General features: G+C 64.0%; 18 protein-coding genes. 6 read left to right on the forward strand and 12 right to left on the reverse strand.

Going from position 1 to position 21,399, the window contains the following annotated elements; all coding sequences use genetic code 11:
* Both QN358_RS03490 and QN358_RS03495 read right to left on the reverse strand, forming a co-directional pair.
* Positions 1 to 696 carry a response regulator gene (locus QN358_RS03490; protein ID WP_136640737.1) on the reverse strand — a complete coding sequence of 232 codons (696 nt, stop codon included), beginning with the start codon at positions 694 to 696 and terminating at the stop codon, positions 1 to 3.
* Entirely contained in the window at positions 693 to 2,270 is a 1,578-nt protein-coding gene (locus tag QN358_RS03495; protein WP_161580328.1) for a sensor histidine kinase, read from the reverse strand. Before QN358_RS03495 ends, QN358_RS03490 begins: the two co-directional genes overlap by 4 nt.
* 216 nt (positions 2,271 to 2,486) lie before the next feature.
* Between QN358_RS03495 and QN358_RS03500 the strand changes: the two genes are divergently transcribed.
* The 3 genes from QN358_RS03500 (at position 2,487) to QN358_RS03510 (ending at position 5,456) form a co-directional block, all read left to right on the forward strand.
* Positions 2,487 to 3,344 (forward strand): ABC transporter ATP-binding protein, encoded by an 858-nt coding sequence (locus QN358_RS03500; RefSeq protein WP_136640735.1) that lies wholly within the window; start codon positions 2,487 to 2,489, stop codon positions 3,342 to 3,344.
* Positions 3,341 to 4,243 carry an ABC transporter permease gene (locus QN358_RS03505; protein WP_136640734.1) on the forward strand — a complete coding sequence of 301 codons (903 nt, stop codon included), beginning with the start codon at positions 3,341 to 3,343 and terminating at the stop codon, positions 4,241 to 4,243. The genes QN358_RS03500 and QN358_RS03505 overlap by 4 nt, the downstream gene beginning before the upstream one ends.
* A gap of 118 nt (positions 4,244 to 4,361) precedes the next feature.
* A complete protein-coding gene (locus QN358_RS03510) occupies positions 4,362 to 5,456 on the forward strand; it encodes an ABC transporter substrate-binding protein (protein WP_136640733.1) in 1,095 nt (364 codons plus the stop codon).
* Positions 5,457 to 5,529: 73 nt separating this feature from the next.
* Here the strand turns inward: QN358_RS03510 and QN358_RS03515 are convergent, their stop codons facing one another.
* The 7 genes from QN358_RS03515 to QN358_RS03545 all read right to left on the reverse strand — a co-directional run bounded on the left by QN358_RS03515 (position 5,530) and on the right by QN358_RS03545 (position 14,440).
* Entirely contained in the window at positions 5,530 to 7,218 is a 1,689-nt protein-coding gene (locus QN358_RS03515) for an exo-alpha-sialidase (RefSeq protein WP_323511611.1), read from the reverse strand.
* Positions 7,218 to 8,747, reverse strand: coding sequence for an alpha-N-arabinofuranosidase (locus tag QN358_RS03520; protein ID WP_323511650.1), 1,530 nt, complete (start codon positions 8,745 to 8,747; stop codon positions 7,218 to 7,220). Before QN358_RS03520 ends, QN358_RS03515 begins: the two co-directional genes overlap by 1 nt.
* A 5-nt stretch (positions 8,748 to 8,752) precedes the next feature.
* Positions 8,753 to 10,024, reverse strand: a complete 1,272-nt coding sequence (locus QN358_RS03525; protein WP_136640730.1) for a family 1 glycosylhydrolase — start codon at positions 10,022 to 10,024, stop codon at positions 8,753 to 8,755.
* 65 nt (positions 10,025 to 10,089) lie between these two features.
* The gene (locus QN358_RS03530; protein WP_323511612.1) at positions 10,090 to 10,965 is read right to left on the reverse strand and encodes a carbohydrate ABC transporter permease; all 876 of its coding nucleotides are present in this window, start codon (positions 10,963 to 10,965) and stop codon (positions 10,090 to 10,092) included.
* A complete protein-coding gene (locus QN358_RS03535) occupies positions 10,962 to 11,915 on the reverse strand; it encodes a carbohydrate ABC transporter permease (RefSeq protein ID WP_136640728.1) in 954 nt (317 codons plus the stop codon). The genes QN358_RS03530 and QN358_RS03535 overlap by 4 nt, the downstream gene beginning before the upstream one ends.
* Before the next feature lie 62 nt (positions 11,916 to 11,977).
* Positions 11,978 to 13,252 carry an ABC transporter substrate-binding protein gene (locus QN358_RS03540; protein WP_323511613.1) on the reverse strand — a complete coding sequence of 425 codons (1,275 nt, stop codon included), beginning with the start codon at positions 13,250 to 13,252 and terminating at the stop codon, positions 11,978 to 11,980.
* 153 nt (positions 13,253 to 13,405) lie between these two features.
* Positions 13,406 to 14,440 carry a LacI family DNA-binding transcriptional regulator gene (locus QN358_RS03545; RefSeq protein ID WP_136640726.1) on the reverse strand — a complete coding sequence of 345 codons (1,035 nt, stop codon included), beginning with the start codon at positions 14,438 to 14,440 and terminating at the stop codon, positions 13,406 to 13,408.
* A gap of 281 nt (positions 14,441 to 14,721) precedes the next feature.
* On the opposite strand from QN358_RS03545, the gene QN358_RS03550 reads away from it, so the two are divergent.
* Entirely contained in the window at positions 14,722 to 15,660 is a 939-nt protein-coding gene (locus QN358_RS03550) for an undecaprenyl-diphosphate phosphatase (RefSeq protein WP_136640725.1), read from the forward strand.
* Here the strand turns inward: QN358_RS03550 and QN358_RS03555 are convergent.
* The gene (locus QN358_RS03555; RefSeq protein WP_136640724.1) at positions 15,609 to 16,127 is read right to left on the reverse strand and encodes an Lrp/AsnC family transcriptional regulator; all 519 of its coding nucleotides are present in this window, start codon (positions 16,125 to 16,127) and stop codon (positions 15,609 to 15,611) included. The genes QN358_RS03550 and QN358_RS03555 overlap by 52 nt on opposite strands.
* A gap of 193 nt (positions 16,128 to 16,320) precedes the next feature.
* Here QN358_RS03555 and QN358_RS03560 point away from each other — a divergent pair, with 193 nt between their 5' ends.
* Positions 16,321 to 18,603, forward strand: coding sequence for a transketolase-like TK C-terminal-containing protein (locus QN358_RS03560; RefSeq protein WP_323511651.1), 2,283 nt, complete (start codon positions 16,321 to 16,323; stop codon positions 18,601 to 18,603).
* Positions 18,604 to 18,614: 11 nt separating this feature from the next.
* On the opposite strand, the gene QN358_RS03565 is transcribed toward QN358_RS03560, so the two are convergent.
* Positions 18,615 to 19,484 carry a helix-turn-helix transcriptional regulator gene (locus QN358_RS03565; protein ID WP_323511614.1) on the reverse strand — a complete coding sequence of 290 codons (870 nt, stop codon included), beginning with the start codon at positions 19,482 to 19,484 and terminating at the stop codon, positions 18,615 to 18,617.
* A 101-nt stretch (positions 19,485 to 19,585) separates the two neighbouring features.
* Here QN358_RS03565 and QN358_RS03570 point away from each other — a divergent pair, with 101 nt between their 5' ends.
* The gene (locus tag QN358_RS03570) at positions 19,586 to 20,365 is read left to right on the forward strand and encodes an SDR family NAD(P)-dependent oxidoreductase (protein WP_323511615.1); all 780 of its coding nucleotides are present in this window, start codon (positions 19,586 to 19,588) and stop codon (positions 20,363 to 20,365) included.
* A 60-nt stretch (positions 20,366 to 20,425) separates the two neighbouring features.
* Here the strand turns inward: QN358_RS03570 and QN358_RS03575 are convergent, their stop codons facing one another.
* Positions 20,426 to 21,301 carry an LLM class flavin-dependent oxidoreductase gene (locus QN358_RS03575; protein WP_323511616.1) on the reverse strand — a complete coding sequence of 292 codons (876 nt, stop codon included), beginning with the start codon at positions 21,299 to 21,301 and terminating at the stop codon, positions 20,426 to 20,428.
* Positions 21,302 to 21,399: the final 98 nt, after the last annotated feature.

Below are 21,399 nucleotides of genomic sequence, written 5' to 3' on the forward strand. Positions count from 1 at the left end.
TCAGCGATGACGAAGCGAGTATCGATGCTCCGGGCGGCCCGTTTGGCCGTATCGAAGTTCGAGCGAGACGGCTCCGAGGTTTTCGAGCTGGGCCAGGTAGCGTTGCGCCGTAGCTCGACTGATACCGACAAGCGCTGCGATCTCAGATGCCGAGAGGCCTGGCTTCTGATTGCCGATCGACTTGTAGACGAGCTGCAGGGTGGGTGCGAGGTGCTCGACGTCGGCAGCATCATGGTCTGATCGCGCCGGGCGAAGGAGGTCGAACAAGTGGTCGATGTGTTGCTGGCTGGCGTCAGAGGGCCAATCGGCGATCTGCGCGCGGGCCGCTCTGACTGCGCCCAGACGCTCGGCGAGCGCTGCGAAACCAAAGGGTTTGACGAGGTAGTGCACCACGCCGAGTTGAATCGCCGTGCGCACCGCCTCGACGTCTGTTGCGGCGGAGATGACGAACACGATCGGGGCGCGTGCGCTGTCAAGAAGAGCGCGTGTCACGTCTAGCCCGTCTCCATCGGGCAGATAGATGTCCATGAGAACAAGATCGGGGTGCAGTCGCTCAGCCATCTCCAGCGCCTCGGTCGCTGTGTGTGCTTCGCCCACCACGACAAACCCGGGTACCTTTTCGACGAAGCCATGGTGAACCGAGGCGACACGGAAGTCGTCGTCGACAATGAGCACGGTCAGCGGGTCGGCCGTCATGCTGTCACCTCGGTGTTCTTGCTGGGGGCCGTCGATCGCGGCATCACGATGGTGAAGGTGGCCCCCGGCCCTTCGGAGACCGTGATGCTGCCGCCCAGAGTTGTCACGGAACGCTGTACCAGGGAGAGCCCAAGCCCACTGTGTCGCACAAATGAGCCTCGCTTGGTGGTGAAACCGTTTCGGAACAACTGCGGAAGTGCTGCATCCGAAACCCCGGGGCCGTTGTCGCTGACCGTGACCCGCAGCTCATCGTCGGTCTCGACGATGCCGACCTCTACCCGGCGGGGTGCCGCAGTTTCAGCTACGGCATCGAAGGCATTGTCGATCAAGTTGCCCACGATGGTGGTGAGAGCTTGCACACGGTCTGGCGCTGCTCCTACGGAGGTCGCCGGATCGAGTGTCAGTTGGATTCCGCGCTCGTTCGCCTCGGCGGCTTTGCCGAGCATGAGACCGACGAGTTGGGGCGCGGCAATACGAGTTCGGAGGGTCTGGTCGAGATCTGCTGCGGTGCCGCGAATCTCGTTGACGTACTCGAGCGCTTCCTCAGATCGGCCGAGCTCGAGGAGCCCTGCGATGCCGTGAATGCGGTTGCTGAATTCATGCTGCTGGGCGCGCATCGATTCGGTCAGGCTGCGTTCACCGTCGAGTTCTCGGCTGAGCGCCTCAACGACGGTTCTGTCTTGTAGCGTCACCACCACGCCGTGCGGATGGCCAGACAGGATCACCGGCATTCTGTTCACAACAAGCCAGAAATCTTCGGTGAGCACGATCTGATCGGTTACGACGCTCGTGCCTGTGAGAGCGTCGCGTACCGGGCCGGGTGGGAGCACATCTTCTACCCGGTGGCCGACGACGTTGTCGGCGAGGTGAAGCAGCCGCTGTGCTTCGTCGTTGTTGACGCTGATCCGGCCTGCCGGGTCGATGGCGATGACGCCTTCGCGGATTCCGTGCAGTGTCGCTTCTCTTTCTTGCAGAAGACGGGCGATCTCATCCAGCTCCAACCCGAACGTGCGTCTCTTCAGGCGAGCGGACAGGCCGAACGAGGCCAGCCCGCCGAGCAGCAGCATGACGACGAACCAGACGCCATAGGAAGGCAGCTGGGCGAGCAGTGCGTTCGAAACAGAGTCTTCTCTGATGCCCACAGACACTTCGCCGATGAAGGCACCCTCTGCGGAATACAAGGGTGCAATCGCATTGGCGGTGGTTCCCGTTGCTCCGTTGTCTACCCGCAGGTGAACTTGACCGTCGGTTGCGATCAGCGGTTCGGAGACGGGCTTGCCGATGAGCGCGGGGTTGGGGTGTGAGACGCGAACAGAGTGTGCGTCGATGACGACGACGAAGGCTGAGCCCGTTTCGGCCGCGGTGACCGTGGCGAGCTCCTGGATGCGCGCGTCGCACGATGCGTTTCGTGCAGAGAGACAGGTCTGAACTGAGTCGTCTTGCGCGAAGGTCTGTGCGATCGAGGCAGCCCTCGACTGGTACTCGTCATCAAGATGGCCTCGGGCTGTGGCGGCGAACAGAAGAAATCCGATAGCGGTGGAGGTCGTCAGAATCGCCAGGTGTGCAAGAAACATCTGGGTCGAAAGTTTTCTGATCCGCCGTCGCATCATGCATTGATTGTCGCACTGGATCACGTGAGCAATATGCGCAGAACCGGCTTCTAATGCGCACAACCGGCTTCTCATGCGCACAACGCGCTCATGGCGCAGAAACGAGACAGCACTTCGGCCTCCTGCGAGCATCATCACGCAGAAGCACTGACGAAGTGCAAAGACAGAGAGGTCAAGCACATGGGTGACAACACCCCCAAGCGCACCCCGGTTGCCCCCGGAGTGGCTGATGAGGGAGCGCAAATCGACATCGTCGGGCTGACGAAGAGATTTCTGACGCCGAAGGGTCAACCCTTCACGGCTATTCGAGACGTTTCCCTCACGGTCGAGCCGGGTCAGTTCTGCGCGATCGTCGGTCCGACCGGCTGTGGCAAGTCGACGACACTCGCGCAGGTCTCAGGGCTGGAGCGGCCCAGCGGTGGATCCGTCCAGGTGGGCGGGCACATCGTCGACGGCATCACCAACGGGGTCAGCTATATGTTTCAGGCAGACTCGCTTTTTCCCTGGAAGACCGTTCTGCAGAACGTGATGATCGGCCCGGTGCTTCTGGGAACATCGAAGAAAGAAGCGATGGTGCTCGCGCTCGACTGGTTGCGCCGGGTGGGCCTGAGCGGATTCGAGGATCGATACCCTCATCAACTCTCTGGAGGAATGCGCAAACGGGTCGCGTTGGCAGCGGCGCTGATCAACAACCCGCGCATCCTGCTCATGGATGAGCCGTTCGGTGCGCTCGACGTGCAGACCAAAGCCATCATGCAGACCGAACTTCTCGGGTTGTGGGAGGAGCTTCGGCCTTCGGTGTTGTTCATCACCCACGATCTCGACGAGGCTGTAGCGCTTTCTGACCGCGTCGTCATTATGACCACCAGTCCCGGCACGGTGAAAGACATCTTCGACATCGACCTGCCGCGACCGCGAGGAGATGTTCAAACGCTGCGCCACGAGAAAAGGTTCATCGAGTTGCAGACGCAGATCTGGGAGTCGCTGCGCGACGAAGTTCAGCGGGCATACCAGCGCACAACGGGAGTGGCAGCATGAGCACCCTGATTCAGCACAACAGAGGCGCCGCGGCCGCCCGTGCCACAGGTACACCGGCGCTGCAGTCTGAGGCGGAACTTCAGGCATCCGCCCGGCGTTCCCGCAGCCGAAACAGAACCTGGGTCTGGGTTGGCCGCATCGCCGTTGCCGTCATCTTCATCGGTGGATGGCAGCTGCTCGCGCAGAACAAGATACTCGACCCCTTCTTCTACGGGGAGCCCACGCTCATTTGGGACTCCCTCGTCACGCTCTTCACGGCGGGCACGGCGTTCGGATCGATCTGGGATCAGCTCTGGGTGACCGTGCAAGAGGCCCTGTTCGGGTTTCTTCTCGGAACGATCGCTGGTGTGATCTTCGGGATTCTTCTCGGTTCGAACCGGTACCTGTCGAACGTGTTCAACCCCTATATAAAGGTGTTGAACTCGATCCCCCGCATCGTGCTCGGCTCGATTTTCATTGTCGCGTTCGGGCTCGGCATCTTTCCGAAGATTCTGCTCGCTGCCGTGCTGGTGTTCTTCGCGGTCTTCTTCAACGCCTACCAAGGCGTGCGGGAGGTCGACCAGAACCTGGTCGCAAACGTTCGGGTTCTGGGCGCGTCACCCCTGCAGGTGGCACGCCACGTCACCATTCCCTCTGCGATGACGTGGATCATCGCGAGCCTGCACACCGCGTTCGGTTTCGCCATCATCGGGGCGCTCGTCGCCGAAGTGCTCGGAGCCCAGAAAGGCATCGGCCTGATCATCAGCCAGTCCCAGGGCCGATTCGATCCGAACACCGTGTTCGCCTGCATGGTGATCATGGCCGTCGTCACTCTCGGCGCGGAATATCTCATCACTCTTCTCGAGCGTTCGGTGCTGAAGTGGCGCCCGCCGGTGCGATCAGATACGCAAGCGATCTGATCTGAAGCACTCGAACTCCCCGAAGCGGCAGAGACCGGATGTCTCAGCTTCTGCCATCTGTCACGAACCTCGCCGAGAGCATCCGTTCCCGGCGATACCGAAAGGAAACGCACTCAAGATGAAAAAGCGCAGCATCGTCGCTGCCGCCTCCGCAGTAGCAGCATTGTCGCTGGTACTCGCGGGATGCAGCGGCAACGCCACCCCCAACGCAACGGGCTCCGATGGGGCAGCACTACCGGTTGTCTCCATGATGGTCGGTGGCATCGACAAGCAGATCTACCTGCCCTATCAGCTGGCAGAGAGTCTCGGCTTCTACAAGAAATACGGCGTCAACATGCAATTGTCGACCGAACAGAACGGGGGCGTCGGCGCAGAGGAGGCGATGGTCTCCGGCCAGGTCAACTTCTCTGGCGCCTGGTACATTCACGCACCCGACTTTCAGTCCAAGGGCAAGAACATCATCAATCTGGTGCAGCTCGCTGGTGCTCCCGGAGAACGGATCATGTGCACCCCCGCGGCAAACGTGAAGACACCCGCCGACATTCGCGGCAAAAAGATGGGGGTGACAGACCTGGGTTCCGGCACCGACCAACTGACGCAATTCGTCGCATCCAAGGGTGGTGTTTCGAAGTCGGACTACACGACCGTCGCTGTGCACGCCGGCGCGACGGCCATCGCGGCCCTGCAACGGGGTGAGGCCGACTGCGTCATGACCACGCAGCCGACGGTCGCCGCTCTCGAATCGCAGGGCATAGCCGTCTCGGCGCTCGACCTCGCAACCACTCAGGGTGCGCAGCAGAATCTGGGCGGTGCGTGGCCGGCAGCCGGTCTGCTTGCGAATGCTGATTGGGTCAGCCAGAACCAGGACACCGTGCAGAAAGTCGTCACTGCGCTCGTCGCCACGATGGAGTGGATGCACACCCATACTGCGAAAGATGTTGCTGACGCATTGCCCCAGGAGTTCGTGCAGAACAGCACCGTGTCAAAAGATCAGTACGTCGCAGCTCTGCAAGCGGACTACGGGCAGTTTCTTCCAGACGGCCTGATGCCCGCCGGAGGCCCGACGACGATCTTCGCCATGGAGAACGCTATCGGAACCGACGTCACCAAGGTGCCGTTTGCATCGACCTTCACTCAGCAGTACGCCCAGGCTGCACTCACTCAGCTCGGGATCACTCCGACCACGAAAGCGGCCGACACCACGACGGGCTGAGTCAGACACGTTCACCAGAAAGAACGATGGGCCCACGCGAGGTTTCGCGTGGGCCCATCGTTCTTGTTCTGGCTTACGGTTGGTAGATCTGAATCTGGTCGAGCTCGGCGAATCCGGTGCCTTTGGTGAAGGTGATCGTGTTGCTGCCCGCTGTGAGGGTGACGGTGCGCTGCGCCCAGGCGAAACGACCCCAGTTCGGCGTCACCGGGTACGACAGGGCCGTGTTCGCCCCGCCGTTGACACTGACGTTGTGAGTGCTGGTCGAACCGTTGCCGTTGTCGTACCGCACGTTCATTGTGTACGTGCCGGCGGTTGCTGCGGTGACGGTGAATCGTACCGAGCTGTCGGCGTTGTTGATGTTGCCGACCTTCACACCGCCGACGGCATCGCCTTGGCTGACCAGTGAGGTGTCGGTGAGGGAAGCCGATTCTGCCTCGTACGCGGTGGCATTGATGGGGATGGATCCGACACGCACGTCGTTGTAGGTGGTGGTGAGGTTCTCGACGTTGGTCGCCTGGTAGAGCGTCTTACCGTCAGCGCTGCTATCGAAGCTCTGGGCGAACCCGGCGAAGGTTCCGCCTTGCGTATCGGCGGCGTCGTAGGTGACCGCGTAGGGCAGTTGCTCCCACGAACCACTGCCCTGGTTGCGGTTGACGACGAAATTCTGCCCGCCGTCGATAGCCCCGGCAGAGGTGAGACCCCACTTGGAGGAGACGACGATCATGCCGTTCGCGTTACCGGCGGTGGGAATCCACCGCACTTCGGGGGAGGATCCGATGCTCCGACCGTTCGGGAGGGTGATCTGTGTTCCAATGCTGGAAGCAGGAGACCACGTCAGGCCGTCTGGTGAGATCTTGTAGTAGACGGGGGCCGTGTTGTTCGACTGGCTGGGCCGATTCACCACCTCGAAGGTTGCGATGTAATTGCCGTTGGGCAGTCGCGTGACCGTGATCATGCCGGGCCGGTCGCTCTTGTTCGTTGGTGCTGAGACGTTGACCTCTGCGCCCCAGGTGAGGCCACCGTCGGTTGACCGGCGATAGCTGACGGCTTGGAGCACGTTGTTCGCTTTCTGTCGTTCGTCAGAGAAGTACGTGACGAGGCCACCGTTCGCGTCGACGGCGAGCGAGGGCTCCCAGACCGTGGAGGTGGCCGAGGTGGGGCTGGGGTCATAGGTGGCAGGCCCGCCGGTGTCGACGGTGCTCACGAATGACCACGTGACGCCATGATCGAGACTCTTGTACATCACGAGTCGGCTGCTTGACCGGTCTGCTGGCATGATCATGCCGCTGAGCAGCAGTGTTCCGGCCGGCATGGTTCCGAGCTGAACGGGTGTCTCGTACAGAGAGGGCTGCGCGGTTCTGGTCAGGGCCGAGAACTGGGTGCTGGGCTTGATCGCGGCGATCCTGCTCCATGACGCGCCGTTGTCTGTGCTGCGATAGATCGGGTAGACCTGCACGCCATTTTCGAGCACGAGCTGGTCGAAGGTCACAATCTGGGTGCCGTTGGAGGTACCACTGTTTTTTAGAACGATCATTTTGGCATAGGTGGTTCCTGCCGCTTTGCCTCCCTCGGGGTTGAATGAGGTGCCGGCAGCGGGGGAGTAGACCAGAGCGCCGTTTCCCGTCGTGACGGCCGAAGCAGACGCGGCCAGCGTCAGTGGCGCTATCAGCGCGGCGACAATGACCGCGACGGCAGTGATCAGCCGCCGCGTGCCTGTCTTACCTCGGGGTGTGTTCGGTGCCGATCGGGGTGTGCGTTTCATCAGATCTCCTTCGTTTCGATGATGCCGTGGGCGTGAATCTCGGTCCATGAGATGGGCGGTAGAACGATCGTGAGCGTGGTGTGGCTCTGGGTGAGTGAACTGTTGGCCTGCAGCGTTACCCGGTTCGGATCGGTGAGGGTGTTGGCAGCGAGCGGGTCGGTGTCGCTGAGCGTTCGAGCTGATGGTGAGCGCAGAACGAGCCCGCCGAGGTCGATACTCACCTCGATGGCGTCGGTCTGTGATCGGTTGACGAGATACACGGCGGTGCTTCCGCCTTCGGTGTCGTGCGTCGCCGTGGCGTCAACGAGAGGCACCGATCCGAATGTTCTGGTGTCGTAGGTCTCGCATTCGATGGAGATGGGCAGCACCGAACCGATGGCGTGCGCCGAGGTGGCAGCGAACGGGAAGAATGTCGTCTGGCGCCACGCGCCACCGCCGGGCTCGGTCATGATCGGGGCGATCACATTGACGAGCTGGGCCAGCGACGCGCTCGTCACCCGGTCGGCGTGCTTCAGGAGCGAGATGAGCAGGCTTCCGAACACGACGGCGTCGGTGACGGTGTAGACGTCTTCGAGCAGGCGCGGTGCGACAGGCCAGTTCTGGCTCCCCTGAATCTTGTCGACCTTCTCGAAGCGTTCGTTGTACCAGATGTTCCACTCGTCGAATGAGATGTTGATGGTCTTCGTGCTACCGCGAACGGCTTTGACGTGGTCTGCGGTGGCGATGACAGACTCGATGAAGCGGTCCATGTCGACTCCCGACGCGAGAAACTCTGCAGTGTCGCCGTGGTCTTCGTAGTAGGCGTGGCACGAGATGTAGTCGACCTCGTCGTACGTGTGGGTGAGCACGACGCGTTCCCATTCGCCGAACGTCGGCATCGACGCGCTCGACGATCCACAGACCACCAGCTCGAGCGAGGGGTCGAAGGCCCTCATCGCGCGGGCCGTCTGGGCGGCGAGTTTGCCGTAGTCGTCGGCCGAGCGGTGCCCGAGCTGCCACGGGCCGTCCATTTCGTTGCCCAGGCACCACATGCTCACCCCGTAGGGTTCCGGATGCCCGTCGTGGGCTCGCTGGTCTGAAAGGGTCGTTCCGCTTCGAAGGTTGCTGTATTCGAGCAGATCCAGTGCTTCTTGGGTGCCACGGGTTCCGAGGTTCACCGCCAGCATCAGCTCGCTGCCGACTTTGCTCAGCCAGTTCGAGAATTCGAGCAGACCCACTTCATTGGTCTCCGTGGAGTGCCAGGCCAGATCGAGGCGCTGCGATCGCTGCTCGCGCGGTCCGACGCTGTCTTCCCATCGGAATCCGGAGACGAAGTTACCGCCGGGGTAACGGATGGTGCTCACTCCAAGTTCTTTGACGAGCTCGATGACATCTCGGCGAAACCCCTCTGGGTCTGCGCTCGGGTGGTGGGGTTCGTAGATGCCGTCGTAGACGGATCGGCCGAGGTGTTCGACGAAGGTGCCGAAGAGCCGCCGGTTGATGGGAGCAATGGGGGTGCGGGGGTTGGCGGTGAGGTGCGCGCGCAGCATGAGGGTCACTTTCGAATGAGGGTCGGGGAGAGTGCCGACGCGGTTGCAAGTTGCCTGAACCGGTCTGCGACGGGGTTTCGGCGGCGCTCGAGGTCGCCCGACCCGGTTTCGACCAGATCGAACAGGCCCATCGTCAGGAGGTGGTCAGCTCGGGGGTTGGTGCTGTGCCGGTAGGTCCACTCGTACATGTCGAACAGCGGCCACCAGGTGAAACCGACGACGGGAAGCCCCTCGGCTCGAAGCTCGTGCAAGCAGGCCACCGACGCGTCGAGCCAGGAGATTCGCTCGGCGACGGTGCCGGTCACGCAGGTTTCGGTGAGCATCACGGGCGCCCCGTAGCGATCGGCGTAGGTGGTGAGAACCTCGCGGAGCCCTTCCGTTCCCGCGTCACGGAACGGGCGAGGGTCAGCGAACCCGCCGCCGTGGTGCACATTCTTCTCGAAGACTTCGGTTGAGTGCAGCGGGTAGTAGTTCACCCCCATCACATCGGGTTGAACCGCGTTGTCGGCGAACCAGGACAGGTGGTTGTCGGTCACGCCCCCCTGGCGCAGCTGCGCTAGAAGGGGGTGGCCTTCCCGCACATTTCCGGTCACGAGGTCTTCGACCAGAAAGCGTTGTTGCTGCAGTCGCGCCACGGTCTCGCGATGTTCCGGGTCGTCGACGTCTCCCACGTACCGCATGCCGGCATCGACGTGCACAAAGGTCGCCTCGTCACCGAGCACGCCGGCGATCGCCTGTTGGGTGAGCACAAACCCTTCAGCAAGCGCTGCGGCGATCGTGATGAGGCCCGTCGGCCCGTGCCGGTACGGCGGCCAGTAGGCGTACTCGCCGGAGAAGAGGGCGTGAATCATCGGCTCGTTGACAGGCGTGTAGTCGGTCGCCATGTCGGCGTACCGTTCGGCGAACCGGGCAGCGAACTCGGCAATGTGCTTCGGGTAGTCGGGGTTCGCGAACTGGTCGTCGAGCCAGAGCGGCGTGCCGTAGTGCAGAAGGTCGACGATCGGTCGGAGGCCCAGCTGCTGAAACCTGTTCAGTGCCCGGTCGAGCCACGACCAGTCCCACTGGCCGCGGGCCGCTGCCACCCGGTGCCACGGTACTCCCCAACGGAGCATCTCGGCACCGACGCCGGTGGCCAGTGCGAGATCGGTGTCGATGTGGGTGTAGTGCTCGGTGAGTTCGTATTCGTCGATTGCGCGTTCACCCTCGCGGGTCTGCGGAACGAAGGTGTCTTCGATTCCAAGCGCGAAGTGCAATTTGTCGTCGTCGAACCATTTCATGGGCGTGCTCGTCTCAGGGTCGATCAAAAAAGACAGGTGGGCGGCTCTGTGCGAATGCCGGCGGGTCACTTGAGTCCGGTGCTGGCGACGCTTTCGATGAAGCGTCGTTGCACGAGCAAGAACATGATCGCGAGCGGCAGCACGGCCACCAGAGCACCGGCCATCATTACGCCTTGAGGGATGATTCCACCCGGGCCGGTCAGAAGCGTCAGCCCCGAGGTGACAGTGCCCATGTTCTGGTCGGTGGTGAAGACCAGCGGCCAGAGCAGGTCGTTCCAGTTGTTCACGAAGGTGAAGATGCCCAGGGTGAGAAGCGCCGGAACAGCGTTCGGCAGAACCACGCTTCGAAACACGCGCCACTCAGACGCCCCGTCGATTCGCGCCGCGTTGTCAAGATCGCGGGGGAGTGACACGAAGAACTGACGGAGGAAGAAGATACCGAAGGCATCGGCTGCGCGGGGTACGATGAGCCCGGCGAAGGTGTTCACCCAGCCCAACTGCGACACGAGCTGGTAGATCGGAATCAGTGTGGCCTGGAACGGAATCATCAGGCTCGCGACGATCACGATCAGAAGCACCCGGGAGCCCCTGAAGTCGAGCCGGGCGAGAGCATATGCGGCGAGCGAGTCGAAGACGAGGGCGAAGATGGTCACCCCGCCCGCGAACGCGAAACTATTGCCGAGCAGCCGGCCGAAGGGCAGTTGGGAGAAGATCGCCGCGAAGTTGTCGAGCGTCCACTGGTGGGGCAGAAGGGTGGGCGGGTAGGCGTTCACCTCTGAAGCGGGCTTGAACGCAGTGAGAACGATGATGATGACCGGCAGCATCAGAGCAAGAGTGACGATGAGAAATCCGGCGAAGTACGCCCACCGCATCGGGTCGCCCCGGCGTCGGGTGTGCGTGCCACTGAGGGTGAGCGCTTTGGGCTGGGCGAAAGTTGTCATGAGTTGTTCGCCTCTCCGCGACGACCGAAGAACAGAAACTGCACGAGGCTGAGGAGGAGGGTCACGATCAGCAACACGTACGAAAGGGCGGAGGCGAATCCGAGGTCGAGGTCTTTGAATCCGGACTGATAGATCTGCATGACAATCGTTTCTGTGCTGCGATAGGGGCCGCCGCCGGTGAGTACGTAGATCTGGTCGAAGGCCTGCAGCGCGGCGATCAGGGCGACGACGACAACGAACGCCATCGTGTTGCTGAGCATCGGGAAGGTGACGTTGGTGAACCGTCTCCACCCGTTCGCCCCATCGAGCTGGGCCGCTTCGTACAAGCTGGTCGGAATCTCTTGAAGGCCGGCGAGAAAGATCACCATGTAGAAACCGAAGTTCTTCCATACGGCTACGAGCACGACGGTGGGCATGGCGAGCACAGGGTCTTGCAGCACGTTGCCGAGATGGATGCCCACAGCGGCCAGCCAGTAGTTGAGAAGCCCGATCTGCGGGTCGAGCAGGTATGACCACGCGAACGCGGCGACGGCGAGGGAGATGATGAACGGCAGAAAGAGCGTCGACCTGAAGAAGCTCCGAAAGGGCAGCCGCGGGCTGTTGATCGCGAGAGCCAGCATGAGCGCGACGGCGATCGACACCGGCGTGAACATGACGGCGTAATACGCCGTATTGCCCATGGAGTGCAGAATCTCGGGGTCGGTGAAGATTCGCGTGTAGTTGTCGAGTCCGACGAAGGTCGGGGTGCCGAAACCGCTGGCATCGGTGAACGACAACCGCAACGCCGAGATCATCGGCCAGCCGACGAAGGCCGCCAGAATGACGAGCGCCGGGGCCAGAAAGCCCACGATGGTTGCGCGGCGTTTGAAAGTGCCGTTGAGCGGCGTGCGGCCACCGAGTTGGCCATGTGGCCGAAACGGGCGGGTTCGCTGAAGACGTGCGGTGGTCATGAATCTCTCCACGGTTGGTGGGGGCCCCGTTGGGCCCCCACGTGACAGTTGGGGCGCGAGCTCTAACCCTTCAAGGCCTGCTGGATGCTCGTCTGGGCATCATCGAGGAGCTGCTTCGGGTCACCACCGGCAACGGCCTTCTGGGTGGCGGTGTCAACCGCGGTCAGAACGTCGGCGCTGTCGACCACTCCGGGCAGAAGTGCCACGGTGTTGGGCGCGATCTCGGTCAGGCTGGCGACGGTTGCGTTCGAGTTGACGTCAGCCGACGAGATGTCGGTGCGAAGCGGCGGCCAGCCCGAGCCGAGCGACCATTTTACGGCGGTTGTCTTGTCGTTGAAGTAGGCGAGAAACTTCTCGGCCGCCTGCTGCTTCGTGGCGTCGGTCTGCGCCGTCACAGCCAGTGAGATGCCGATTGCCGAGGCGACTTGCGCCTTCGGGCCGGCCGGAATTGCGGCAAGGCCGTAGTCGATGTTCGACGTGGTCGCGACTCCTGCCATCCAGGGGCCTCCGACCTCCATGGCTGCCTTGCCGGCGGTGAAGAGTTTGTCTGCCCCGATGCCGTCAAGACCGGTCGGCGAGATTTTGTCCTTCTGAATGGCACCAGCCCAGTAGGTGAGAGTGTCGATGTTGGCCTGCGAGTTGACGGTGGCCTGGGTTCCGTCGGAACTCGTGACCGAGCCGCCGTTGCCTTCGAACAGGCTCGGCCAGATTCCGTTGCCCACGGTTGCGTGGTCTGGCAGCGCGAGGCCGTACTGTTCGGGTGTTCCGTCGCCGTTGGAATCGACCGTCAGCTTCTTCGCGTCAGCGACCCACTGATCCCACGTGGTGGGGAACGTGGTGATGCCGGCCTGGGCGAAGAGCGTCTTGTTGTAGATGACAGACAGGGGCACGAAACCGCTCGGAACGCCGTACTTCTTGCCGCTGACGGTCTCCATGTTCACCGCTTCGGGCTTCAGCGCCTTGGTGTTGCTGGAATCCTGGGCGTAGAAGTCGTCGAGATTGACCAATGCCTTCTTCTGTGCGTACACGGGCAGTCGGTCGGAGGTCATGGCAACGATGTCAGGGCCATTCTTCGATGACAGGGCCGGCAGCAGCGTGTCGTCGATGACAGACCATGTCTTGGTCTGCGTCGAGATGGTGATGTTGCTCTGCGAGGCGTTGAAATCGTTGACGATGCTGTCGAGCACACCGCCGTCTGCCTCGGTGTAGCCGTGCCAGAACGTCAGAGCGACTTTTCCGTTGGCCTGGTCTGACGAGGAACCCGCCGAGCCGGAGCAACCCGAGAGTGCGATGGCGACCACGGCAGCCGTTGCCGCGACGCTGATCAGCTTCTTCACTGAATACCTACTTACTGCCTCTAACGTCTCTGTTTAGGGGCGATTCGAATGGGTTCGTACAAATTTACATCGATGTAAGTTTGAAATTACGGCAGCCATCGAACTCTGTCAAGAGTCATCTTCGAGATTGTTTTACGACTGAGTCGTGCCCGTTCAGAAGGGAACGAGTGTTGATTCCCGAACGATCAGGGCGAACCCCGTCACGACCTCGCGCGCTGCGGTGCTGGGCGCCGTGCCTTCGATTCGCTCGACGAGTAGCGCGACCGCCTCCTGAGCGATCTCGTCGCGCCGGGGGGAGATCGTGCTCAGCGACGGCGTGGAATACGAACTGTCTTCGATGTCGTCGAAACCGACAACAGAGACGTCTTCGGGCACTCTCAAACCGTTGTGCTTCAACGCCCGCAATGCGCCGAGGGCGAGGGCGTCGTTGAAGCAGACGATGGCATCGAATGTCGCGCCCGTCGCGATCAACCGTTCTGTCGCCTCGACGCCGTTCCTTCGATGCCAGAGAGATGCGGCCGCGAACAGCTTCGGGTCTGGTTCGATGCCATAGCTCGTCAGGGCGTCTTCGTAGCCCTGTAGCCGCGAGGCGGCGGTGCCGACGGGCCCATCCGGCTGAACGCCGAGAACGGCGATGCGTCGACGGCCGAGCTCCAGCACGTGAGTCGTCGCTGCGCGCGTCGCGGCAGCATTCGACATGGTCACGTGGTCTGCTTGGCTGCCGTGCACACGCTCACCGAGAACGACCACCGGAAAGTCGACGTTGAGCTGAGTCACGTCTGCCGGGGCGAGCGTGAGCGGGCTGTAGATCAATCCGTCGATCGAGTGTTTGCGCATGTTCGAGACGGCACTGATCTCGGTGGAGTCTTCTCTGACCGTCTGCTCGATCAATACCGTGTAGCCTCGTTGGCCGGCGGCCCTGATCACCGCGTCCGCCAGCTCGGCGAAGTACGCCTGGCTGAGTTCGGGTATCGCGAGGCCGATGACGTGGGTTCGGCCCACGCGCAGGTTGCGGGCCGCAATATTGATCTCGTAACTCAGTTCGTCGACCGCTGCCATGACCCTGGTTCGCATCTTCGCCGACACATGCTCGTAGCCCGACAAGACGTTCGAAACCGTCTTGACAGACACCCCAGCCCGGGCCGCCACGTCTTGCATCGTCGCCGCCGGACGATTCGACCACGCCATCCGAGCACCCCACTGACAAATTGTGTTGAGAAAAACCTAGCGGAACTGAGTAAAGCGTCACCACTCAGCCGCGCTGAAACGGGCGTGCCTAATGAGGGCAACGGCTGGGCGAAAGTGCGTGGCGCTGCGGGTGCCCACTGACTGAAGCCCCGATTTGCGCAGCTCGGGGCCTGCCGAGTGCCGCACCTGGCGTGAATCGCCCGACGGATCATTACATGTGTGTACGAGGGTCACTCGCTCGGATGACGCGGCCGAGTGCACGGTGTGCGTAGCGTGGCAGTATGAGCCAACTGACGTACCTGGAAGCGATCGTCATGGGCGTCATCCAGGGCATCTCCGAGTTGTTCCCGATCTCAAGTCTGGGACACTCCATTCTGATCCCGGCGATCGTGGGTGGTTCGTGGGCGACCGACATGAACGTTTCTGCGCCCGATTCGCCATACCTCGCGTTCATTGTGGGGCTGCACGTCGCGACCGCCCTCGCGTTGATCGTGTTCTTTCGCAAGGACTGGGCGCGCATCGTGGTGGGGCTGGTCACGTCGATCAGGTACCGACGCATCAGTACGGCACCGGAGCGCCTGGCGTGGCTGCTGATCATCGCCACGATTCCGGTCGCGATAGCGGGCCTGCTGCTCGACCACGTCTTTCGGAGCGTACTCGGTGTTCCCATGATCGCCGCGATCTTTCTCACGGTGAACGGGTTTGTACTGCTGCTCAGCGAACGGTTCGGTCGGCGCAGCCGCGCCCGCACGCCGAGAGCGGTGGTCACTGTCGGTGCCCACGCGGCCATCGGCTCGGTCGAGCCCGATGACGACGACGCACAAGTGGATGCCGCGGTCAGCTCCCTCAGTTTTCCGCGCGCGATCGCGGTGGGTGCCTCGCAGATCCTCGCGCTGCTGCCAGGGATCAGCCGTTCGGGCATTTCGATGGTCGGCGGCATGGCGGCCGGGCTCAGCAACCGCGAGGCGGCACGGTTCTCGTTTCTACTCGCAACCCCGGTCATCCTCGCCGCCGGAGTGCTGAAACTGCCCGACCTGTTCGGGCCCCTCGGGCAGGGCATTCAGGGCCAGGTGCTCGCCGGCAGCGCGGCGGCGTTCGTCAGCGCCTTCATAGCGGTCAGGTTTCTCGACCGCTATTTTCGCTCGCGCACCCTCGTTCCGTTCGCTGTCTACAGCGTCGTCGGCGGACTGTTCTGCATCGTGTTCTTCGCGGTTCGCTGAGGCGGGTCAATGAGCTGGGCGATGCGGTAGCCCACCAGTTCGCGCATGACCAGGCCGGTATTGGTGCGCTTCACGCCGTCGATGCTGAGAATGTGGCCGGTGATGCGGTACAGATCGTCGGCGTCGCGAGCGACGACGTGCACGAGCAGGTCGCTCACGCCGGTGAGGCCGTGCACCTCGAGCACCTCGGGCACGGTGGCGAGGGCGGCCCCGACACGGTCGAGTTTGCGCTGGGTGACGCGGGTGACCACGTAGGCGCGCAGCGGGTAGCCGAGAAATGCCGGGTCGATGCGCCTCTCGAACGAGCGCAGCGCGCCCTCGGCGGTGTAGCGGTCGAGGCGGGCCCGAACCGTGTTGCGGGCAAGCCCTGTCGAGGCGGCGATGGCCAGGTTGGTGACGTCGGGGTCGGCGACCAGCCGCTGCAGAATGGCTGCGTCGACCTGGTCGGCCTGGCGTTTTCGTGGCATTGTGATCACTTTCTTCGGGGCCGGCTTGGGTTCAGGTGAGCATCCTGCTTAGTTTAGGTCACGTCGATTGCGCAGAGAGCGTCATCTGTGGTCGACTCGGTGCGTCACTCCTCTGACCTAAGGAAGCCCGGTGGAACACAGCACGCTCAACGAGAATCGCGCCCGCCTCGACGATGCGGGCGGCGAGTCGCGCCTGGCTACGTTGGCCGCGATCGAACGGCGGGTGCTGTGGTTGTCGACCTCGATCATCCATCATGCCAACCGGGTGCGCGAGAACACCTCAGGCATCAAGGTGGGCGGGCACCAGGCATCGAGCGCCTCGATCAACACGATCATGACGTCACTCTGGTTCGGTCAGCTGCGCGCCGAAGACCGTGTCTCGGTCAAGCCGCATGCCTCGCCGGTGCTGCATGCCATCAACTATCTGCTGGGCAGCCTCGATGAGAAATACCTCACCACACTGCGGCAGTTCGGCGGGCTGCAGAGCTACCCGAGCCGGGCGAAAGACCCAGACCCGGTCGACTACTCGACGGGGTCGGTGGGCATCGGGGCGACGGCGCCGATCTGGGGCGCTATCTCGCGCAGATACACCGAGACGATCACGGGCACGCCCAGCCGCGGGCGCCAGTACTCGCTGGTCGGCGACGCCGAACTCGACGAAGGGGCCATCTGGGAGGCGGTGCTCGATTCGAGCGTGGCCGAGCTGGGCGAGATCGTCTGGATTGTCGACCTCAACAGACAGTCGCTCGACCGGGTGGTGCCGAACAGTGCTGCCGGCAAGATTCAGCGGATGTTCGAGGCCGCCGGCTGGCAGGTGATCGCCGTTCGCTTCGGCAGTCTGCTCGAGGGCCTGTTCGACCGCGACGGTGGCCCAGCCCTTCGCGACCGCATCGTTGCGATGCCGAACCCCGAGTACCAGCGTCTGCTGCGCTGCGCCGCCGACGAGCTGCGCGACCGCCTGCCGGGCACGGGGTCGGCCCGGCAATCGATTGCCGATCTGTTGGCCACGATCGACGACGAGACGCTGCTGGCGGCGATCCGCAACCTCGGCGGGCACGACCTCGCCGCGCTGCAGCAGGCGTACGCGGAGATCGACGACACCCGGCCGACCGTCATCATCGCCTACACGATCAAGGGGTACGGGCTGCCGACAGAGGGGCACCCGCAGAACCACTCGTCGCTGCTGAGCGTCGAGCAGTACCGGGCGCTCGCCGAGCAGCTCGGCGAAGATGCCGCTCACCCGTGGCAGCGATTCGCGGCGGGCTCGGCCGGGGGAGTGCTCTGCGCTTCGACCGCCGAGCGGCTGCACCGCGACCCCATCGAAGCGGTACTGCCGCCAGCCGTGCCCGCCGACTTCGGCCGCACACCGGCGGGCACCGCTACGACGCAGGCCGCCCTCGGCCGCGCGCTGCTCGACCTCACCCGCGCGGCGCCCGAGGCTGCACGCCGCGTGGTCACCGTGACCCCCGACGTCAGCTCGAGCACGAACCTGGCCGGCTGGGTGAACAAGGTGGGTGTCTGGTCGACCGAAGAGCGCCAGGACTGGTTCAGCGACGATGCCGAGACCATCATGCACTGGCGAGAGAAGCCCACCGGCCAGCACATCGAACTGGGCATCGCCGAGGTGAACCTCGTGAGCCTGATCGGTGAGCTCGGCGCCACGTGGAGTCGCTGGGGCCAGCCGCTCTTCCCCATCGGGGTGCTCTACGACCCGTTCGTCGAGCGCGCGCTCGAACCGTGGTCATACGGCATCTACGCCGGCGGCCAGTCGATTCTCGTCGGCACGCCCTCTGGCGTGACACTCGCCCCCGAGGGCGGTGCCCACCAGTCGATCAAGACCCCCTCGATCGGCCTCGAGCAGCCGAACTGCATCAGCTACGAACCCGCGTTCGCGCTCGACGTCGAGTGGACCCTTCTTGCCGCGATGGCCCAGATGGGCCGCGAGGGCGGTACGTCGGCCTACCTCCGGCTGTCGACGAAGCCGGTCGATCAGCAGCTGGCCTCGATTCCCACCGACCCCGCTGCGCGCGAGCGTCGTCGCCGGCAGGTCGTGGCCGGCGGGTACCTACTGCGAGCGGCGCTGCATCCCGCGGTGACGATCGTGACCATGGGCGCGCTGGTTCCGGATGCCCTGGCGGCCGCCGATCGTCTCGAAATGCTTGGCACGCCCGTCGATGTGCTTTGTGTCACGAGCCCCGGGCTGCTCTACGAAGCGCTGCAGGGTCGAAACGGACAGGGCTCGGCCGAGACCTGGATTCTCGACCAGATACTGCCCCGCGAGAAGGCTGCGCCCATGGTGACCGTGCTCGACGGGCATCCGCACACCCTCGCGTTTCTCGCCTCGGTGAACCAGGTGAAGAGTCGCAACCTCGGGGTGAGCGGTTTCGGCCAGGCCGGGGCGATCGACGAGGTGTACCGGTATCACGGCATCGATACCGACAGCATCGTGCGGGCGGCGCTCGACGTGGTCGCCTGAGGCCGAGTGGCTCAGGCCACCGGCAGTGCGGCCACCGCCGACACGCGCAGGAAGTCGAGTTTCGCCGCAGCTTCCGAGCCGGTCGCGGCGGTGTACGCGACGATGCGCAGGTCGGTTCCGGCCACGCTGAACACATCGCAGTCGAGTTCTACATCGCCGACGAGCGCGCTGTGCACCACTTTTCGTTCTGACTGGTGTTCGCCAACCGCCCCGCTCTGCCAGAGCTCCCGAAAGGTGTCGTTCGCTGCTGTCAGCTCGGTGACGAGCGCGTCGACCCCGCGGTCATCGGGGTACTGGCCGTGCACCCGGCGGAGATCTGCCACGAGAGACGCTCCGAACGCATCGACGCTGCCCGACCGGCTCACGATCGCTGCCTCGCCGTCGTGCAGGGCGGCGCCCGTGAAGAGCGAGCGAATCAGGTTCGGCCGCCCGCCGCCGGCGGGCCTCACGGGTTCGCCGAGCAGCGCCGCCCAGAGCGGGCTCCAGGTGATGAGGTCCCACGAGGCCGTGAATACGGCCAGCGGTGATTCACTCAGCCGCGCCACCAGGCGCTGCACCCCGGGCGGAATGTGCGACGGAACCTCACGCGGCGACGGCGGCAGCAGCCCCGCCACCACGAAGAGGTGGTCGCGCTCGGTGTCGCTCAGCTGCAGGGCCCGGGCGAGAGAGGCGGCGACCTGCGCCGACGGCCGGCGGGCGCGGCCCTGCTCGAGGCGAACCACGTAGTCGACGCTCAATCCTGCCAGCGCGGCGAGTTCTTCCCGTCGCAGACCGGATGCCCGGCGGGAGTCGCCCGCGGGCAGCCCCACGTCGATCGGCGAGAGACGATCGCGCCAGGAGCGGAGGAGTGCCGCGAGATCGCCGTGCTGAGCATCCTGCATCTGCCCAGTCTGCCAGCGTGAGGCCCATTCTGGGTGGTACCGCGAGTCCTCCTGTTCGGCCGGGCCACGACACTGCGGCCTGCGGGCAGCAGACTCGAGCCATGACTACAACACCTGACGCGGCGGCAGTGCCGAACGCGACCACAGCACCCGGCGCGACCACAACACCCGGCCCGACCACAGCGCAGAACCCGACCACACTGATCACCGGGGCCAACAAGGGCCTCGGCTACGAAACCGCACGCCGCCTCATCGCGGCGGGGCACACCGTCTGGATGGGCGCTCGCGACGAGGCGCGCGGCCGGGCCGCGGCCGAGGCGCTGGGCGGCCGGTTCGTGCAGCTCGATGTGACGAGCGACGCGTCGGTGGCTGCGGCCGCCGAGACCATCGGGGCGGCAGGTGGGCTCGACGTGCTCGTGAACAACGCTGGCATCACGGGCCCGCGCCGCGCGATCGACGAGCTGACGGCGGCCGACGCCGAGCTGGTGTTCGGCACCAATGTGGTGAGTATTGTGCGGGTGACGCATGCAATGCTGCCGCTGCTGCGGGCATCCGATGCCCCCACGATCGTCAACGTGTCGAGCGGGATGGGGTCGTTCGACGCCGTGCTCGACCCGCAGCGGCTCGAGTCGAACATCATCGCTCCGCTGTACCAGTCGTCGAAGTCGGCCGTGACGATGCTGACGGTGCAGTACGCGAAGGCGTTCCCCGAGATGCGCATCAATGCGGCAGACCCGGGCTACACGGCGACCGATCTGAACGGAAACAACGGTCTGCAGACGGTCGAAGAGGGCACCGACGCGGTTGTCGACCTGGCGACACGCGGGGGAGCTGGCCCGACGGGCACGTTCATCGACCGGGCGGGCGTCGCGCGCTTCTGAGCGGTGGTGAGGCGCTGGCGGCGACGATTGTGCCGCCAGCGCTCTGCCTGACGCGGGTGGCTACCGCACGTTCTCGATGATCTCGTCGGCCACCCAGCGCGCCACGTTCTCGGGGTAGGGTGCGCCCAGCGACAGCACGAAGTGCCCGAACCCCGCCTCGGCAGCGTCGGTGATGGCCTGTCGTGTGTCGGCGGGGTCGTCATACGACACTGACACGTGCATCGAGCGCACGATGGTGGCCGGGTCGCGCCCGATGTCGGCGCAGTAGGTGTCGAGCAGGGCGCTTCGCTCGATTGCATCGGCAAGGTCGCCGCCCGGAATGTTCCACTGGTCGGCATGCTTCGCCACCACGCGCAGCAGGGCCGCTGAGCGGCCCCCGATCATGATCGGCGGGGCTGGCCGCTGCACGGGCTTCGGGTTGCAGAACGCCCCGGTGAGGTGCAGGTAGGCACCATCGAAGTCGAACGGCTGCTCTTCCACCCACAGTCGCCGCATCACCGTGAGCGCCTCGTCGAGGTTGCCCACCGCATGCGCGAAATTCTCGAACGGCAGGCCGTGCGCTGCATACTCGCGCCGGGCGACCGGATGATCGGGGCGAGACCCCGCGCCGATACCAAAGTCGAGCCGCCCGCCTGACACCACGTCGACCGTGGCGGCGATCTTCGCGAGCATCGCCGGCGGGCGAAACCGGTTGCTCGTGACGAGCAGCCCGAGGCGCAGCCGGTGGGTCTGGGCGGCGAGGGCCGCGAGCAAGGTCCAGCCCTCGAACGTGGGCCCGTTCGGGTCTCCCCAGATGGGCATCAGATGGTCGAAGAGCCAGGCGTGCTCGATCTCGTCGACGGCGTCGGCCTCGAGCCAGACCCGCAGGATGTCGGCGTAGTCGACCTGCGTGGGGGCGGTGGCGATGCCGAAGCTGAGGTGGAGTGGTCGGGGCATGGGTGATCCAATCGAGATTTCGCCTTTTCGCGCTCGCGCGTCGGGTGTGCGATCATGTACAAGCGGAACCATGATCCGCTAGAGACTATACGGAACGA

The sequence above is a fragment of the Subtercola sp. RTI3 genome, assembly GCF_035018625.1.
GTDB lineage: Bacteria > Actinomycetota > Actinomycetes > Actinomycetales > Microbacteriaceae > Subtercola > Subtercola vilae.

What these genes read in the sequence shown, in the direction of transcription:
- QN358_RS03510 (WP_136640733.1), top strand. Translation starts at nt 4,362, where the DNA reads ATGAAAAAGCGCAGCATCGTCGCTGCCGCCTCCGCAGTAGCAGCATTG.
- QN358_RS03555 (WP_136640724.1), bottom strand. Translation starts at nt 16,127, where the DNA reads ATGCCACGAAAACGCCAGGCCGACCAGGTCGACGCAGCCATTCTGCAG.
- QN358_RS03575 (WP_323511616.1), bottom strand. Translation starts at nt 21,301, where the DNA reads ATGCCCCGACCACTCCACCTCAGCTTCGGCATCGCCACCGCCCCCACG.
- QN358_RS03565 (WP_323511614.1), bottom strand. Translation starts at nt 19,484, where the DNA reads ATGCAGGATGCTCAGCACGGCGATCTCGCGGCACTCCTCCGCTCCTGG.
- QN358_RS03570 (WP_323511615.1), top strand. Translation starts at nt 19,586, where the DNA reads ATGACTACAACACCTGACGCGGCGGCAGTGCCGAACGCGACCACAGCA.
- QN358_RS03505 (WP_136640734.1), top strand. Translation starts at nt 3,341, where the DNA reads ATGAGCACCCTGATTCAGCACAACAGAGGCGCCGCGGCCGCCCGTGCC.
- QN358_RS03490 (WP_136640737.1), bottom strand. Translation starts at nt 696, where the DNA reads ATGACGGCCGACCCGCTGACCGTGCTCATTGTCGACGACGACTTCCGT.
- QN358_RS03535 (WP_136640728.1), bottom strand. Translation starts at nt 11,915, where the DNA reads ATGACCACCGCACGTCTTCAGCGAACCCGCCCGTTTCGGCCACATGGC.
- QN358_RS03520 (WP_323511650.1), bottom strand. Translation starts at nt 8,747, where the DNA reads ATGCTGCGCGCGCACCTCACCGCCAACCCCCGCACCCCCATTGCTCCC.
- QN358_RS03545 (WP_136640726.1), bottom strand. Translation starts at nt 14,440, where the DNA reads ATGGCGTGGTCGAATCGTCCGGCGGCGACGATGCAAGACGTGGCGGCC.
- QN358_RS03495 (WP_161580328.1), bottom strand. Translation starts at nt 2,270, where the DNA reads ATGTTTCTTGCACACCTGGCGATTCTGACGACCTCCACCGCTATCGGA.
- QN358_RS03515 (WP_323511611.1), bottom strand. Translation starts at nt 7,218, where the DNA reads ATGAAACGCACACCCCGATCGGCACCGAACACACCCCGAGGTAAGACA.
- QN358_RS03500 (WP_136640735.1), top strand. Translation starts at nt 2,487, where the DNA reads ATGGGTGACAACACCCCCAAGCGCACCCCGGTTGCCCCCGGAGTGGCT.
- QN358_RS03530 (WP_323511612.1), bottom strand. Translation starts at nt 10,965, where the DNA reads ATGACAACTTTCGCCCAGCCCAAAGCGCTCACCCTCAGTGGCACGCAC.
- QN358_RS03525 (WP_136640730.1), bottom strand. Translation starts at nt 10,024, where the DNA reads ATGAAATGGTTCGACGACGACAAATTGCACTTCGCGCTTGGAATCGAA.
- QN358_RS03550 (WP_136640725.1), top strand. Translation starts at nt 14,722, where the DNA reads ATGAGCCAACTGACGTACCTGGAAGCGATCGTCATGGGCGTCATCCAG.